At 53.8% G+C, this 14491-nt stretch carries 13 protein-coding genes; 8 read left to right on the plus strand and 5 right to left on the minus strand.

Features of this window, described 5'->3' with window-relative positions:
- Positions 1-51: 51 nt before the first annotated feature.
- The 4 genes from HH216_RS06970 (at position 52) to HH216_RS06985 (ending at position 6652) form a co-directional block, all read left to right on the plus strand.
- Positions 52-2790, plus strand: a complete 2739-nt coding sequence (locus tag HH216_RS06970; protein ID WP_169550136.1) for an NPCBM/NEW2 domain-containing protein — start codon at positions 52-54, stop codon at positions 2788-2790.
- A 211-nt stretch (positions 2791-3001) separates the two neighbouring features.
- Positions 3002-4672, plus strand: coding sequence for a tetratricopeptide repeat protein (locus HH216_RS06975; RefSeq protein ID WP_169550137.1), 1671 nt, complete (start codon positions 3002-3004; stop codon positions 4670-4672).
- A 116-nt stretch (positions 4673-4788) separates the two neighbouring features.
- Positions 4789-5946 (plus strand): acyltransferase family protein, encoded by a 1158-nt coding sequence (locus HH216_RS06980; RefSeq protein ID WP_169550138.1) that lies wholly within the window; start codon positions 4789-4791, stop codon positions 5944-5946.
- A 154-nt stretch (positions 5947-6100) separates the two neighbouring features.
- Entirely contained in the window at positions 6101-6652 is a 552-nt protein-coding gene (locus tag HH216_RS06985; RefSeq protein ID WP_169550139.1) for a nuclear transport factor 2 family protein, read from the plus strand.
- 74 nt (positions 6653-6726) lie between these two features.
- On the opposite strand, the gene HH216_RS06990 is transcribed toward HH216_RS06985, so the two are convergent.
- Positions 6727-6912 (minus strand): hypothetical protein, encoded by a 186-nt coding sequence (locus HH216_RS06990; protein WP_169550140.1) that lies wholly within the window; start codon positions 6910-6912, stop codon positions 6727-6729.
- 492 nt (positions 6913-7404) lie between these two features.
- Between HH216_RS06990 and HH216_RS06995 the strand changes: the two genes are divergently transcribed.
- On the plus strand, positions 7405-8223 hold the full coding sequence (locus HH216_RS06995; protein WP_169550141.1) for a CAP domain-containing protein: 819 nt from the start codon (positions 7405-7407) through the stop codon (positions 8221-8223).
- A 2-nt stretch (positions 8224-8225) separates the two neighbouring features.
- Here the strand turns inward: HH216_RS06995 and HH216_RS07000 are convergent, their stop codons facing one another.
- Positions 8226-8915, minus strand: coding sequence for a GNAT family N-acetyltransferase (locus tag HH216_RS07000; RefSeq protein WP_169550142.1), 690 nt, complete (start codon positions 8913-8915; stop codon positions 8226-8228).
- Positions 8916-8990: 75 nt separating this feature from the next.
- Here HH216_RS07000 and HH216_RS07005 point away from each other — a divergent pair, with 75 nt between their 5' ends.
- Complete coding sequence (locus HH216_RS07005; RefSeq protein WP_254448715.1) at positions 8991-9458, plus strand: hypothetical protein; 468 nt, start codon at positions 8991-8993, stop codon at positions 9456-9458.
- Here the strand turns inward: HH216_RS07005 and HH216_RS07010 are convergent.
- From HH216_RS07010 to HH216_RS07020, 3 genes are all read right to left on the minus strand, one after another.
- Positions 9455-10933 (minus strand): TonB-dependent receptor, encoded by a 1479-nt coding sequence (locus HH216_RS07010; RefSeq protein WP_169550143.1) that lies wholly within the window; start codon positions 10931-10933, stop codon positions 9455-9457. The two genes, HH216_RS07005 and HH216_RS07010, sit on opposite strands and share 4 nt — an antisense overlap.
- Positions 10934-11110: 177 nt before the next feature.
- Positions 11111-12589, minus strand: coding sequence for a S41 family peptidase (locus HH216_RS07015; RefSeq protein ID WP_169550144.1), 1479 nt, complete (start codon positions 12587-12589; stop codon positions 11111-11113).
- A 220-nt stretch (positions 12590-12809) separates the two neighbouring features.
- Complete coding sequence (locus HH216_RS07020) at positions 12810-13163, minus strand: YraN family protein (protein WP_169550145.1); 354 nt, start codon at positions 13161-13163, stop codon at positions 12810-12812.
- 82 nt (positions 13164-13245) lie between these two features.
- Here HH216_RS07020 and lipB point away from each other — a divergent pair, with 82 nt between their 5' ends.
- Both lipB and HH216_RS07030 read left to right on the plus strand, forming a co-directional pair.
- A complete protein-coding gene (gene lipB, locus HH216_RS07025) occupies positions 13246-13962 on the plus strand; it encodes a lipoyl(octanoyl) transferase LipB (RefSeq protein ID WP_169550146.1) in 717 nt (238 codons plus the stop codon).
- A gap of 75 nt (positions 13963-14037) precedes the next feature.
- Entirely contained in the window at positions 14038-14442 is a 405-nt protein-coding gene (locus HH216_RS07030) for a hypothetical protein (RefSeq protein ID WP_169550147.1), read from the plus strand.
- Positions 14443-14491 lie beyond the last annotated feature (49 nt).

The raw sequence follows: 14491 nt of genomic DNA on the forward strand, positions 1-14491 counted from the left end.
GCTGTTAGCAGCGCCCATACAGCCGACAGCTTTCGTTAATGACTACCATCGATGCCAACGTTTCCCTACCGTACCCGGCTACTGACTCCTGTATGCTCAGTTCTTCTGCTCGGGACCATTAGTAGTTCATTCGTCAGCCACGCACAAACCACTTACTACGTCGCCAGTTCGGGGCGCGATACGAACGATGGCAAATCTGCCGGGTCGCCATTTCAGTCTGTCAGTCGGGCTAGTCAGCTTGCCTTGCAGCCGGGCGATCAGGTGCTGTTCCGCCGGGGCGATACGTTTGCCGGTACACTAACCATCAATCAGTTGGGTACGGACGGAAAGCCGATTGTCGTCGATGCGTACGGGTCGGGGGCGAAGCCGATTCTAACGGGGGCGGTGCCTGTCGGCAACTGGACCAGCGTAGGCAATAACGTCTGGCAGGCAGGCTGCGCTACTTGCGGGAACAGTGTGGCGGGTGTGTATAGCAACGGGACGGCGCTGCCGTTGGGGCGTTATCCCAATCTGTCAGCGGCTACCAAAGGCTATCTGACAGTACAATCGCACAACGGGAAAACGCAGTTAACCAGTCAGCAGGGCCTTCCCGCCAGCTTTGCGGGGGGCGAAGCCGTGATCCGGCCTGTGCACTGGATACTCGACCGGGCAACCATTACCGGGCAAAGCGGCAATACGCTCCAGCTCAGTTACACCAGTAATTACACGCCCACCGATGGCTGGGGATTTTTTATTCAGAACCACCCGGCCACGCTCGATCAAGTGGGCGAGTGGTACTATAACCCGTCGACCAGAACGATCCAGTTGTTCGATAACCAGAGCAACCCCAACGGCCGGACGATTACCGCAACGGTCAGTGATGGACTTACGTTAAACGGAGCGTCGTACGTTACGGTCCGTAACATGCAGATCACGCAGACGCAGACGGCGGGTATACGAGCGACGAACAGTAACAATCTAACATTCTCAGGGGTCGAGATAACCAACGCCGGTACCGACGGTATCGTGCTGACCGGGTCGGGGAGCGGGGTGCTGATCGATAACTGTCGGGTCGTAGATGTGAATAACAACGGTGTTGCGGTAAGCAGCTACGCAAATTTCACCTGCCGGGGTACGACTATTCAGCGCATCGGGCTGGTACCGGGTCGGGGCGGTAGTGGCGATGGGCAGTACGTCGGCCTGCAAACCCACGGAGCGAATACGCTGATCGAAAACAATGTCGTTGACAACATCGGCTACAACGCTATCACGTTTACAAGGGGTACAACTATCCAGCGAAATCTGATTTCCAGTTACTGCATGGCCAAAGGTGACGGAGGAGGCATATACACCTGGAACGGTAACGGACAGTCGCAGAGTAATATGCGTATTCTGTCGAACATTGTGTATGCCGGGAACGGGCCGTGGGAAGGTACGTCGTACAAAAGCAACACGTCCGCCCACGGCATCTACCTCGACGACTGCACCGCCAACGCCGAAGTAACCGGCAATACCGTATTCAACTGCTACGGCTACGGAATTTACCTGCATGGTACGTCCAACATTACGCTGACAAATAATACGTCGTTTGGCAATAACGAAACGCAACTGGCACTGATGCACAACGGAGGTAGCTGTCCGATGCGCAACAATATCGTGCAGAACAATGCGCTGGTCAGCCGTACCGCCAGTCAGCTGGTGGCCAAATACGAGTCGAATGCCAACGACCTGTTGAGTTACGGTACGTTTGACAAGAACGTGTACGCGCGTCCGGCCAATGATGCCGGAAAGATCCTGACGGTCGTTAATAACACAACGGGTGCGCTGCTTCAGCTGTGGCAGTGGCAAAGTCAGTACACAAAAGATGGTAGCTCGCTAAATAGTCCGGCTGCATACATCAAGTCCGGCAATTCGGCTGAGTACATCAAATTCTACTGCAATACGTCGGCCGGGACTATCTCTGTACCGCTGGATGGTAATTACATCGATGGCTGGAATAAAGCTTACACAGGACAGGCAACGTTACCCCCGTTTTCGTCGCTGATACTGTTTCGCGCCAACGACGGAACGACCAATCCCGTCTACTTGTCAGACCTCAACTGGATTGGTATGAGCAACGGTTACGGCCCCGCCGAGCGCGATCGCAGCAACGGAAATACCGGCGACAACGATGGTACAACGCTGAGACTTAATGGAGTTACGTATGAAAAAGGACTAGGCTGCCACGCCAACTCCGACATTATGTATAATCTCGCCGGGCGCTACCGCACATTTCTGACCGATATTGGTATCGACGACGAAGTGGGCAACACTAGCTGCGGGTCTGTCATTTTTCGGGTATACGCCGATAATGCACTCATCTACGACAGCGGTGCTATGGGCCCCACTTCGCCTACTAAATCACTGAGTCTGGATGTACGCGGAAAGCAGATTCTCCGGTTAATGGTTCTCAACAACGGCGACGGGTGTGGCGACCACGGCGATTGGGCCGGTGCGCGGCTGGTCGCGTCGGGTAGCCCCCGTATCGGCGCGGAGGTGCTGTCTGAATCCCGCGAACCGGCAGCGGTATCGATCTATCCCGTACCGGCTAAAGACGAAATCTGGCTGCGGTATCAGGCCGAAGTCAATGGCGAAGCCGTTGTCGAACTGCTGGATATGCAGGCCCGCCCGGTGCTGAAGAAAACGCATCAGGCTGTAGTCGGTGAAAACGTCGTTCGAGTACCGGTAAGCGACGTACAGCGGGGTAGCTACCTGCTCATGCTGCAACAGGGTGTACTGCGTGTTACCAAACGAGTGTTGCTGACCGATTAAGTGGCTGGCTACCGATCTGGCGCGTGATTCGGGAGGTTTATTACCCACCCGAAGCGTTTTGCCCGCTATTTCATATACCATATCAATACGTTCATCCCCCGGCCCACATCTGCCTTTGCACTGGTCGGGGGATTTTGTTTACTTAGGGTATGTGAAACGCGTTGTCTGTCAATCGGTTGTGAGGGTGTCTCGTATCGTCTTTCTGTTGCTTATGTGCCTGTGTACCTTCGCACGTGCTCACGCGCCGGTCGATACACTCGCCCGGCTGACACCCGATCAGCGGGTGGTGGCACTCTGGAAGCAGAGCCGCCACTGGCTGCGAACTTGCCAGCCAACCGAACCCATAGCCCCCGTAGTAATCCGATTCGACAGCGTGCGGGCACTGGCGCAGCACCTGAACGACGAGAAGCTATACTGGTACGCTACCCTCCTGCCCATTCACCACCGGGTCGAAATGACGCGAAATACAGATACGAGATTTCGTATTTATCGGGACGCCGAATCGGTGATGGAGCGGTGTCCGGTTGCGGTAGTGCGCGCTTCATTTCATATGCTCTACGGAACTGATTTGTTTCTTAGTGGTCGAAACCGTCAGGACGCCTTACGGCTGCTTTTACAGGCCAGCCACACCTTCGAGCAGATCGGATACACTCACCTGCCGGAGGGCAATGTGTACCTAAGCATCTACGGAAATATGTATTACCAAGTGGGCGACTACCAGAAGGCCATTGAGTATCTGAAAACGGCCCTGCGTTACCACGAAAACGGGCTGATCGATACGTACCCTGAGTGGAACACGCTTGGTATGGCCTACCAGCGACTTGGGCAGTACGCGCTGGCCGAACAGGCGTTCCACCGGACAATCGCCATTGCTAGGCAACGGCGCAACCTCGATTACATCGGGCTGGGTAGCGGTAACCTGGGTAATACGCTTCGGCTCGCCGGTCGTTACCGGGAAGCATTACCGTATCTCCAGACCCGAATTACTATTCTTCAGAAAACGTTGCCGGTCAATGCCGCCCTGTCGGCACTGAACATTGCCCGGATTCACCTGCTTCTGGATAGTACCGACCGGGCGAAGCAAGACATCGAACTGGCCCAACAGCTATTCCACGGCGAACAGAAGCAGCACCCAATTCCCTACTACGAAACGCTGACCGCCTATTACAGGAAGACGGGCAACTTCGCGCTGGCAACCCGCTACCTCGACTCAACGCTTACCTGTAAGGACTCGTTGATGCGGCAGATGAGCAACAAGGCTTTGTCTGTTGCCGAAGGTAATCTGCGGGCCGAGCAATACCTGAGCACGCTGAAGCAGAGTGAAACGAACCGGCACTGGTCTGTTCTGGTGCGGAACGTCGTTATCGCGGCTCTGCTGTTGCTGGGCCTGGCGGGCTGGTACGTAATCAGGCAGCGGCAGCGGCAGCAACGATGGGAAGCCGACGTTAAATTGGCGTCGGCGCAGGCGCAGTTGCATCAGTACGTGGCTAGCCTGAGTGAACGAAATGCGCTGATCGAGCGGATGTCGGATGAGTTGACCACGGCTCGGCAGCGTACGCCCGAAATTGACCCGGCGCATAACGACCGCGTGATGACCCTGCTCAACAGCAGTATTCTGACGGGCAAAGACTGGCTTCAGTTTCGCCATCTGTTCGAGCAGGTCTACCCGACATTCTTTGGCGATCTGCACCGGACCCACCCCAACCTGACGCCCGCCGAACTGCGGTTGCTGGCCCTGCTGAAACTCCAGGTGCCCACCAAGCAGATGGCGTATATGCTGGGCGTGTCGGTCGACAGTGTGCATAAGGCCCGCTACCGCCTGCGTAAAAAGGTGGACGAAGCCACCGATAATACCGTTCGCTCACTGCTGGAGCCCGTATAAAGCGTTTGTCCAGGGTTTGTCCAGTCGGTGAACTAGGTTTCAGCGGGTTCATCGATCAGTTTTGGGGGTATCAATAACCCCGGTCGGTTCTACACGTTCCGGCCGCTTCCTTCCTGATGAACCAGCCTGCTTACCTCTCCACGCTTACACCCCTGCGCGGTATCGCTGCCCTGTGCGTTGTTCTGCTACATGCCCAGCGATTGGCCCTGCCATTTGTCGATACGGCTCAGACGATGTTTTTCAATCAGAGCTATTTATGGGTCGATTTCTTTTTCATACTGAGTGGTTTCATAATCAGTCATGTATATAGTGATACATTCACCTACTCAGTACACCGACACCAGTATTGGCACTACATAGGTGCTCGGTTTGCCCGCGTCTATCCACTTCATTTAGTTACCATGTTATGGGCATTGCTGGCCATAATTCACATTCGGCATACCGCTACACAGATTGACCCGGGTATTCAGGATGCCTTTAGTTACTGGGGAGTACCCGCTTCGCTGCTGTTCGTTCAGGCATTTCACCTCTTCGACTGGACGCCCATGAACGGTGCTTCCTGGTCGCTCAGTACGGAGTGGTGGATGTATATGCTATTCCCGTTTTTTGTCGGCTGGATTCGGCAGTTTCCCCGGATCAGGTATGCCCTTTGGCTGTGCGTTGCCAGCATGTACCTCTGGCTGATGTATTATGCAGCACCATACGCCAGCAATATGCACACGACTACCATGAACCTCGCTTCCAACTGGGGGTTGTTTCGTTGTGCGGCTGGCTTTATCGTCGGTGCACTTAGTTATGACCTGTATCGCCAGCAGACAGGCCGTTTCCTGCTGAGGAGCAGCCTGTTTTTCTGCGTGGTCTTTTTCCTCTGCGTACTGCTCATGCACGAAGCTGCCAGTGACCTACTCGTGATTGCCCTGTTTCCCGTCGTTATCCTGTCGGCTGCTTACCAAACGGGTTGGGTAAAACACACACTGACGAAGCGGCCTTTTCAATGGCTGGGTGACCTATCCTTCTCGATTTATATGGTGCATTTGCCGATTATGTTAACGGTCGACGCAATAGGCATTCAGGCGAACCCAACAATGTTTGCCCGCTTCGGCGATATAGTAACGAACAATTTTGTACCGGGCCAGCAATTCGCAGTTCTGCTGGTTGTGGTGACGCTTATCGTCGCTGCGTTCACCTATCGCTTTATTGAAGTGCCTGCCCGAAACTACCTGAACGCCCGGTTCAATACGCGACGCGAAGAGCCGATAGCCGTAGCCATGTAAGCAGGATGAACCACATTGAGTCGGCCACTCAAAGACTTCTGCGTAGCTAATCAGGTACCTACGCATTCACTGCATTCCGTCGGTCTGACCAACTCAACTTTTGTACACCGCTGTATTTCCCTTGTTCAACCATAAACCAACCCTGTTTACCCCTATGAAAACGCTGTTTCGCTTTCCGCTTCCCACACTAATTGGTTGCTTCCTTATTTCTTTCTCCACGGTCAACGCGCAGATGGTCGTTGACAATCTCCAGAAAGAGGGGGTAGAGATGAACCCCAACGCTGATCGTGACATCAAAATCGCTACCGATTTTATCAAGGCCGTCGTTATCGACGAGGACCAGGCGAAGGCCCGAACGATGGTTATACCTGGCTTTAAGGCATACGGCCCGGCAATGGCCGATTCGAGTATGATTGATGAGACAATGCAGGGTTGGCAACGAACCTATGTCAATCAAAAAAACAGAAAGGTTGTGGTTAGACCGCTGTCGTTTCGGGTGAAGACAGGCCCGTACAAAGGCGATTGGGTGTCTATCTGGGGTGATTACACCTTTACGGAGTCTGGCAAGACTATCACGTTTCCATACACGTACCTGATGATGATAATCAACGGTAAAATCGCTGGTGCCCGCATCTATCACGACACGGCATCGATCATGACGCAGCTTGGCTACAAGGTTACTCCGCCCGACGTGGCCACCAAATAAGCAAACAGAAACGGGCGTCGCCCGGCACGGTCGTATTGATCGTACCGGGCGACGCCCGTTTTACGGAAGACGGCTTAGTCTTCTTTCAGTTTCGTCAGTTTCGTTGCGTCGAATTCTTGTTCATCGGCATCCGAATCGTTGTTGGGTACGCACATGACGGTCATGCCGTCGTTCTTTACCGATTTCACGGTCATGGGCGATGTGCCGCCTTCCAGCAGTGTAACAACGTCGCCCGGCTGGTAGCCCGATTGATTAGCCATAGTGTGATGTCTAGTTAGTAGGTAGAGTTGACTTGATGATATTCATTACAACGAAATAACAGCCGTTCTGTTAGCCGATTTGTGCGGATGATACCGCCAATAAATACGGTTTTAGGTACCAAAAAATAAATAGAATAAACAGAAAATATATATGGTTTAAAAATTGAAGATAGTCGGTATAAGGCGTGTCCACGTGAACACGGGGCTATTTTAGGGAAATAAATTGCCTTAGCGGGGTATATGAGCTTATTGGCAAAGCTGTTGATGGCGTAGTAGGCAATAGTTTACTAACCTGCTACGTCTGCTATGACAACCCATCCGCTCCTCCTTCCTCTTCGAGTAGGCATTGGCATGGTTTGCTGCGCCGGTGCCCTGTACGGATGCCAGCCTGCCGGGACCGTCGATCCGTTGCCGCAGCCTGTAGTTCAGTCAATCGGTACTCTGTCAACTCTGATCAATATCACAAAACGACAGGCGGTGACTGACGCATACATGAAAGAATTTGTCAGTATGCCACTCATGAACTGGGTCGGGAATACCAGCGAGTGTAATGAAGGCAAAGTGTCGACTGCGTACATAGCCGCGCAGGCAAGCCGGATCAATTACTACCGGGCAATGGCGGGGATAGAAGGCAAGGTCGTCTTTGCCGATTCACTGAACCGGAAGGCACAAAAAGCCGTGTTGATGCTGGGCGAAGCCGGTGTGCTGACACACACGGTGAAGAAAAGCTGGAGGTGCCGTTCGACCGAAGGAGAGTGGGCCGTTGTTAATTCCAATCTGGCGCAGACCGGGGGAACAAACCCTGATTTTATTACGCAGTATATTGCTGATAAAGGCGACAACAATGCCGACGTCGGCCACCGCCGGTGGCTATTGTCGCCCGTGGTCACTGTGATGGGTACGGGTAACATGCTTCACCCGAAGTCGAAAATAGCGTACAATGCGCTGCCGATGAATCTTAGTGCGTTTTCGACAACCCGAATGGCGACCCGCGACGAGTATGTCTGCTGGCCCGTGGCCGGATACATTCCTTACCAGCTGGTATTTCCCCGGTGGTCGTTTCACATGGCTGGTGCCGATTTCTCTAACAGCGTAGTGAACATAAAGAAGGATGGAAAAGCCGTGACCGCCACCATTGTCAGCGATGATGATACCGATTACGGTGATAACGCACTGATCTGGGAGATGGACGCCGTGACCAAACCCGGCAGCGATCAGGTCTACGAGGTGTCGATTCAGAACGTTCGGAAAGGCGGGCAGGTCCGGGCGTTTACGTACACGGTCACGGTTATCGACCCGGCCACCAAATAACGTTAGCTGTCGGTGTAAGGGTCATACTGCATTTCGTTGAAAATGTCGGTAGCAAGCCGCTGAACCGTGTTCCACGCAAACGGAAGCCACTGGTGTGTACCCGCATCAAACACATCCGTAGCGGCCTGACAGGGAAACAGTTTATAATCGAACTTAGGGTAGTTGCTGACAAGATAGCCGGGGTAATAGTAGGACCTGCTATGCTGCTGCGCGTACCGGATTTTCTCCAGCATCAGGTACTTGCCCAGGCTATATCTGGCGTAGTCGGGGTGGTAAAAGTTCATGATACCCGCGATGCTCTGGTTGCCCCTGTCGAAAATACCCACGGCAATCAGCCGTCCGTTGTCGCGCACCTCAACCGAATACGTGTCGAAAACCGCGTACCGATTTCCGTTTGTCAACCAGTAAGTAACCGATTCGGGCGCGTCAAACGTCATAGTAGCTTTATACTGCGCGTAAAGCGTTTCGACTTCGCTGGTCAGCACAAACGGCTGAGTCGTTACCGTAAACGCAGCATTGATCCGAATCAGGCGACGCTGCTTTTCGCCAAGGCTAACGTCAGCAATTCGTAGCCGGAGCCAGTGAACGGGGCAGGCTACGTTGTCGTGTACCACATACTGGCAGGTAAACATATCCTGGTGCATGCGGAAAAAGCCGATATTTAAATACCAGTCCAGTTCGTTGCCTTTCATAAACGGATAGGGAGAAGGATAAACAACTCGTAAGCTGCCCAACGATAACCGGGCCGTACGTGGTACCTTTAAACCGTGAAAAAATCGCTGCTATTTTGCCTGTTCGCGCTGGTACTGATCTGCCACCGCAGTTATGCCCAGTCGGGAAGTAACCCGACCGTTCGTACAGGTCAGGCCGGGGCTGTTCCAGCGGGTGCCACCGGCATCGACCTGGTAACGACACAGCCCGACTCCGCGCTGTTCCGGGCCGTATCGGGCTTTCTAGAAACGCAGGAATACGTTATCGAGCAAACCGACGAGCAGAAATACGCGCTGTCGACGGAGCTGAACGAAGGCGTTGAACCGTCAATGCGCATACTGGTCAGCGTTGAGAGTGGCACGGCCCACTTTACCGCCGAGGGGCGCCCCTCCGACTGGGCTGATACCGACCAGCCGTTTACCAACGAAGGCGAAACGAAAGCAGGCTTCCTGGCCCTCAACCGGCTGGTCGATCAGTTTGCCCGCTCGTTTGCCAATGCGACCATTGAGTACCAAACCCCCTAGTTGGGTGTAACGTCGGCCACAACCTGTTCCTGCTGTTGCCGCACCTGCTGCCCGATCGGTACGTACTCAACTTCGCACGGATACCCAAAGAGGCAATTATTCTTGATCTGTTCGGCTACCCGCGCAGGCACCAGTTTTTCCCAGCCCTCCTGCCCAGCCTGAATCAACTCCAGCACGCCGTCGGTCGAGATGTGCAGGTTTTCCTCGTTGTAATCACGAATAGCTTCGATCTTATCGTTGAGAATCAGGTATTGATACAACGGCTCCAGCAGGGGGGGCAGGTGAAAATCGTCGCAGGTGTAGATTGCACCGTCGCGCAGGGTGGGGTACACGAACAGCTTGACTTTCTTGCTGAACAGCGTTGCAAACGATTCCAGGATACCGCCCGGCAGAAACTCGTAGTGGCCCTCGTCGAAGATGTATTCCAGATTGGGAATGCCCACCACCAGACCACATTTGAGCCGGGTAAGTCGGGCCAGATAAGCGACCAGCTTGTAATACTCCAGGTAGTTGGAGATCATCACCGTCTGCCCCATCGAGCACAGAATATCGACCCGGTCCAGAAAGTCTTTCTCGTCGATCTCCTTGTCATTTGCTTTCAGATTGTGCAGGGTCAGCTCCGCCATCGACACTACCCGGTTCTCATCGACGTCGTCTTCGGCTTTGAACTGCTTCACCCCGTTCTCGATCATGTCGAGCTGCACGTTGGTGAGGGGGCGCAGGCGTCCGCGCATCACCAGGATATGCTTTTTGTACAGTGCTTCCGAAGGTTGCAGCACCTGCCCGTCGGAGCCGAACAGGGCCGCGTCGGTAAAGCCATTTTTCACCAGATGCAGCGTCATCAGCCTGTTATCGACCTCGGCAAAGTCGGGGCCATTGAAGCGGATCATGTCGATCTGAATACGTTCCGCTATCAGATCGTCCATCAGCGACAGTACCAGCGTTTCGGGTGATTTGGCGTAGTAATAGCAGCCGTAAATCAGGTTAACGCCGATAATACCGAGTGCCTGCTGTTGCAGTATGTTCTCGTTGTCGAGCATCCGGACGTGGATAATCACGTCGTTATAGCCAGACTGGGGCGTCAGCTGAAACCGGCAGCCGATCCAGCCGTGGGCATCGTTGGTTTTCTGGTAGTTGAGCGCAACGACCGTGTTGGCGAAGGAGAAAAATGTGGTGTCGGGGCCGCGCTTTTCGGCCAGCCGCTTTTCGAGCAGGCTGTATTCCTTACTCAGCATCTTCACTAGCCGCGACTCAACCACGTACCGGCCGCTTTCTTCAACACCGTAAATGCTGTCGCTGAACGTCATGTCGTAGGCCGACATGGTTTTGGCAATCGTACCCGACGAACCGCCCGCTTTGAAAAACATGGCAGCCGTTTCCTGCCCTGCGCCGATTTCAGCAAACGAGCCGTAAATCCGCCGGTCCAGGTTGATGCGTAACGCTTTCTGCTTGGTACCTATATTCTTGTCGTACATTGGAACGGGTAGCTTACTGACGAGATGACCGATAGCAAATATACGCAACCGGCCTGCGTCTTTCATTGGTGCCGTATTGGTCAATAAGGCGTAATAATTGGACAAAAAAAATAGCCTTTCGTTTAAACGCAGAAAGGCAGACCGAAGCCTGCCTTTCTGCGTTTACGAACGCCGTCTTTACAGGCCGGCTGCTGGCAAGGCCTTATCGACCGTAAAAAACATATTACTCCCCCCCGCTTTCCGCTCGATCGACGAACCGATTACCGTTCGTATGGTCGATTCATCGGCACCCCGGCGGGCAGTGCGCGTACCACTGATCTGGAAGATGGCTTCGCTCAGCATCCGCTCGGTTACGTCGCCCAGTGGTCGCATGTTGAGCGGTTCGCGCACTTCAACCTTGGGAACAAAGCCCGTTGAGTAGTTTGATTCGTTGTCCTTGTTGAACGACTTGCTGACGATAGGCTGCATACCCCACTTGATCTTGCCCGTATTGTCGGAGATCGTGATTGAGCCAACGTTCTTACCATATGATGTGGTCCCGATCGTGTACACCTTCTGTCCAAAATAAGGGCGCAGTCCGTTGATAACCAGTTCGCTGGCAGAAGCCGTACCACTGGTGGTCAACACATACACCTGCGATAGATTGTCGCCGATGTTGTTTGCTTTCTGGGTGAGGTAATCATAGAAAAAGTCGGTGCCGTACTGCTTTTCCAATGCTGGCGTAACGGTTGAATTCCATTCTTTACGCACAAATACCGATTTAGTCCCGATGCCTTTGGCGATCAGACCGCCCAGCGCGGTTGCCGACGACACGTAGCCACCCGGATTATAGCGGAAATCGAGAATCAGTTCGTTGACGCCTTTGGCTTTGAACTTGCCGAAAATAGCATCCAGCTTCTGATCGTAGGTCGCTACGGAGCTGCCGTTCGGACCGGGAACAAACTGGTTGTAAACGACGTAACCAATCTTCTTCGCGCCAAATGTATAGACCGAATCCATGAAGACGGGGTCTTCCTGCAACACCACCGCTGTTACTGACTTCGTATTGTTAGTATCGACAATTCCCGTCGATTGTACTTCGGCGAGTGTATACGTCTTGGTATCGCCATCGCCGTAGAGCAGCGTCGAATAGTTCGTCGTGGTCAGGCCCGTGCCATTAACCTTGGAAAACACATCGCCACGCTTGATCCCGGCTTTGTCGGCGGGTGAGCCGGGATACACATACAGCACCGACCCGATTACGTCCGTCGATCCCGACGACCGCAGATAGAGCTTAAACTCCATACCCGTCGTTTTCGATTCTCCGCTCAGGCTGGCCTTTAGCTCGTCGGCACTCTGCTGAATCCAGGAGAAGCGGTCGCCGTTGGGGTTGCTGGTCGCGTTGTATTTGTACAGAATCGAATCGAAAAACTGGTCGGGCGAGAGCGTTTTGTCGGGGTTGGCCGGAATTTTATCGTTCCAGTAATAGTAGTAGCTCATGTTCCCCAGAATCCAGTCGTTGACCGTCTGGTTAGTCGACGTACTCGTCGACGTTGTGGGCGTGGTCGTAGCTGCCGTCGACGGGGTAACGTCGGGGTCACGCTTGCAGGACGACAATACAACGGTGCCTGCCACGGCAACGAACAGCGTTTGGCGTAAAGCGTTAAACAGGTGCATAGTACGAGTTAAAGAGTGCCTGGTTTGTATGGTATATAAACGTACGAAATAGTGACTATAGTTGCTGAACCCATCATCATTTTTAGTTAGGATATTGTTTTCTGTCGAAGCCTGGCGATTCACGGCTAGAAACCCGGTAACGAACTGTAGACTTGCTGGTTAGGAGCTAGCCCGTTTACCCCCCAGCAATCAATGGCCGCTCCCTTTTCCAGGCCAGTAATCAGCTAAAAGCATCTTCGATGTGCCGGATCTGCTGCCCACTGCCCGACACCAGAATCGCGACGATGTCGAACCGCACGTCGTGGTGCCAGTTGTGGGTGAAAATGTAGTGTTCGGCGGCTTTCATCACCAGCCGCGACTTGGTGTACGAGACAAACTCTTCAGGGTTGCCAAAGGCCGTGCCGGTGCGGGTTTTGACCTCGATAAACACCAGCAGTTTACCCTTCTGCGCGACTAAGTCGATCTCGGCGTGCTGGTAGCGGAAGTTGGTGGCCAGAATTTCGTAGCCTTTCTCACGCAGGTAGCGGGCGGCTTCGGCTTCGCCCTGCCGGCCGGTTTCGTTGTGTTGTGCCATTAATCAGTGTGTTACGGTGAGCCGAACGAAGCCCGCTTGCTGCCTGTTATACAGTAGCGAAGCATCGCGGAGTGGTAAAACAATGAATAGTACACTGAATAAGCAAGTGAGCGTGCGGCACCTCGGCCGGATCGGATATCAGGACGCCTGGGACGAGCAGGAACGGCTGTTTGCCGACATTGTAGCCCTGAAACTGGCCAATCGTAATCTATCGGCTGATGCGCACCAGTCAACGCCCAATTACCTGCTGTTCTGCGAGCACCCACCCGTGTACACGCTGGGTACGAGCGGCCACGAAAGCAACCTCCTGATCGACGAAGCGCGGCTGGCAAGCGAGTACGGCGCGACGTTCTACAAAATCCGGCGCGGGGGCGACATCACTTACCACGGTCCCGGTCAGCTCGTCGGCTATCCGATTCTTGACCTGGAAAACTTCTTCACCGACATTCACCAGTACATGCGGTTGCTCGAAGAAGCCATCATCCTGACGCTGGCCGATTATGAGTTACGGGCTGGGCGCATCGACGGCCTGACCGGCGTGTGGCTCGACTACGACGGTGGGGAGCGTCCGCGCAAAATCTGTGCAATGGGTGTGAAGGCAAGCCGCTGGGTAACGATGCACGGTTTTGCGCTGAACGTCAATACGGATTTGTCGTATTTTACCCATATTGTGCCCTGTGGCATTGCCGACAAAGCCGTAACGTCGCTGTCGGCCGAGTTGGGGCATGATGTGCCGCTGGACGAGGTCGCCGACCGGGTGCGGCAGCATCTGGGCGCGTTATTCGCCTTTGTATACTAACCATTCTGCCGGGTTTCGCCGTAAGAGCGCGGCAGGCACCGCCCAAACTGGTGCGGTGCGACTGACTGAATCAGCATGAAAAAAGACATAAATTTTTTGCCCGTCGAGGGCGTACAAGTGGCCGTGGCCCGGCAGGAGAATGAATTGGCCGAGTACGACTGGCGGGTGTTTATCATCAACCAGAATGCCGTGCCGATCAAGAACGTGTTTGTTACCTCGAAAGGCTACGGGCTGAAAGACGACGAAGAACAGAAAACGTCGACCCTGCGGCACTTCTTTACCGAGATCAATCCCGGCGCGCACGAGATCGTTGAAACGATCATGCCCGACGTGTTTCATCTCAACAATGAGTACTGGGTCAGCTACTTTATCGGCGACCAGATTTTCGACAAAAAATTCATCTTCGTCCCGGACAGCATCGTGGAGGATAACCTCGTGACGGTGCCGACGCTTGGACTGGAAGGAATTTTACACGCATAGATTTTATATGGGTTCAAGGTTTGTGGTTTAACGTTTAAAGTTGTTAACA

Origin of the sequence: Spirosoma rhododendri (assembly GCF_012849055.1) — a bacterium.
Lineage (GTDB): Bacteria > Bacteroidota > Bacteroidia > Cytophagales > Spirosomataceae > Spirosoma > Spirosoma rhododendri.

Coding starts and splice junctions, on each gene's coding strand:
- HH216_RS06970 (WP_169550136.1), top strand. CDS start 52: ATGCCAACGTTTCCCTACCGTACCCGGCTACTGACTCCTGTATGCTCA.
- HH216_RS06975 (WP_169550137.1), top strand. CDS start 3,002: ATGTGCCTGTGTACCTTCGCACGTGCTCACGCGCCGGTCGATACACTC.
- HH216_RS06980 (WP_169550138.1), top strand. CDS start 4,789: ATGAACCAGCCTGCTTACCTCTCCACGCTTACACCCCTGCGCGGTATC.
- HH216_RS06985 (WP_169550139.1), top strand. CDS start 6,101: ATGAAAACGCTGTTTCGCTTTCCGCTTCCCACACTAATTGGTTGCTTC.
- HH216_RS06990 (WP_169550140.1), bottom strand. CDS start 6,912: ATGGCTAATCAATCGGGCTACCAGCCGGGCGACGTTGTTACACTGCTG.
- HH216_RS06995 (WP_169550141.1), top strand. CDS start 7,405: ATGAAAGAATTTGTCAGTATGCCACTCATGAACTGGGTCGGGAATACC.
- HH216_RS07000 (WP_169550142.1), bottom strand. CDS start 8,915: ATGAAAGGCAACGAACTGGACTGGTATTTAAATATCGGCTTTTTCCGC.
- HH216_RS07010 (WP_169550143.1), bottom strand. CDS start 10,933: ATGTACGACAAGAATATAGGTACCAAGCAGAAAGCGTTACGCATCAAC.
- HH216_RS07015 (WP_169550144.1), bottom strand. CDS start 12,589: ATGCACCTGTTTAACGCTTTACGCCAAACGCTGTTCGTTGCCGTGGCA.
- HH216_RS07020 (WP_169550145.1), bottom strand. CDS start 13,163: ATGGCACAACACAACGAAACCGGCCGGCAGGGCGAAGCCGAAGCCGCC.
- lipB (WP_169550146.1), top strand. CDS start 13,246: ATGAATAGTACACTGAATAAGCAAGTGAGCGTGCGGCACCTCGGCCGG.
- HH216_RS07030 (WP_169550147.1), top strand. CDS start 14,038: ATGAAAAAAGACATAAATTTTTTGCCCGTCGAGGGCGTACAAGTGGCC.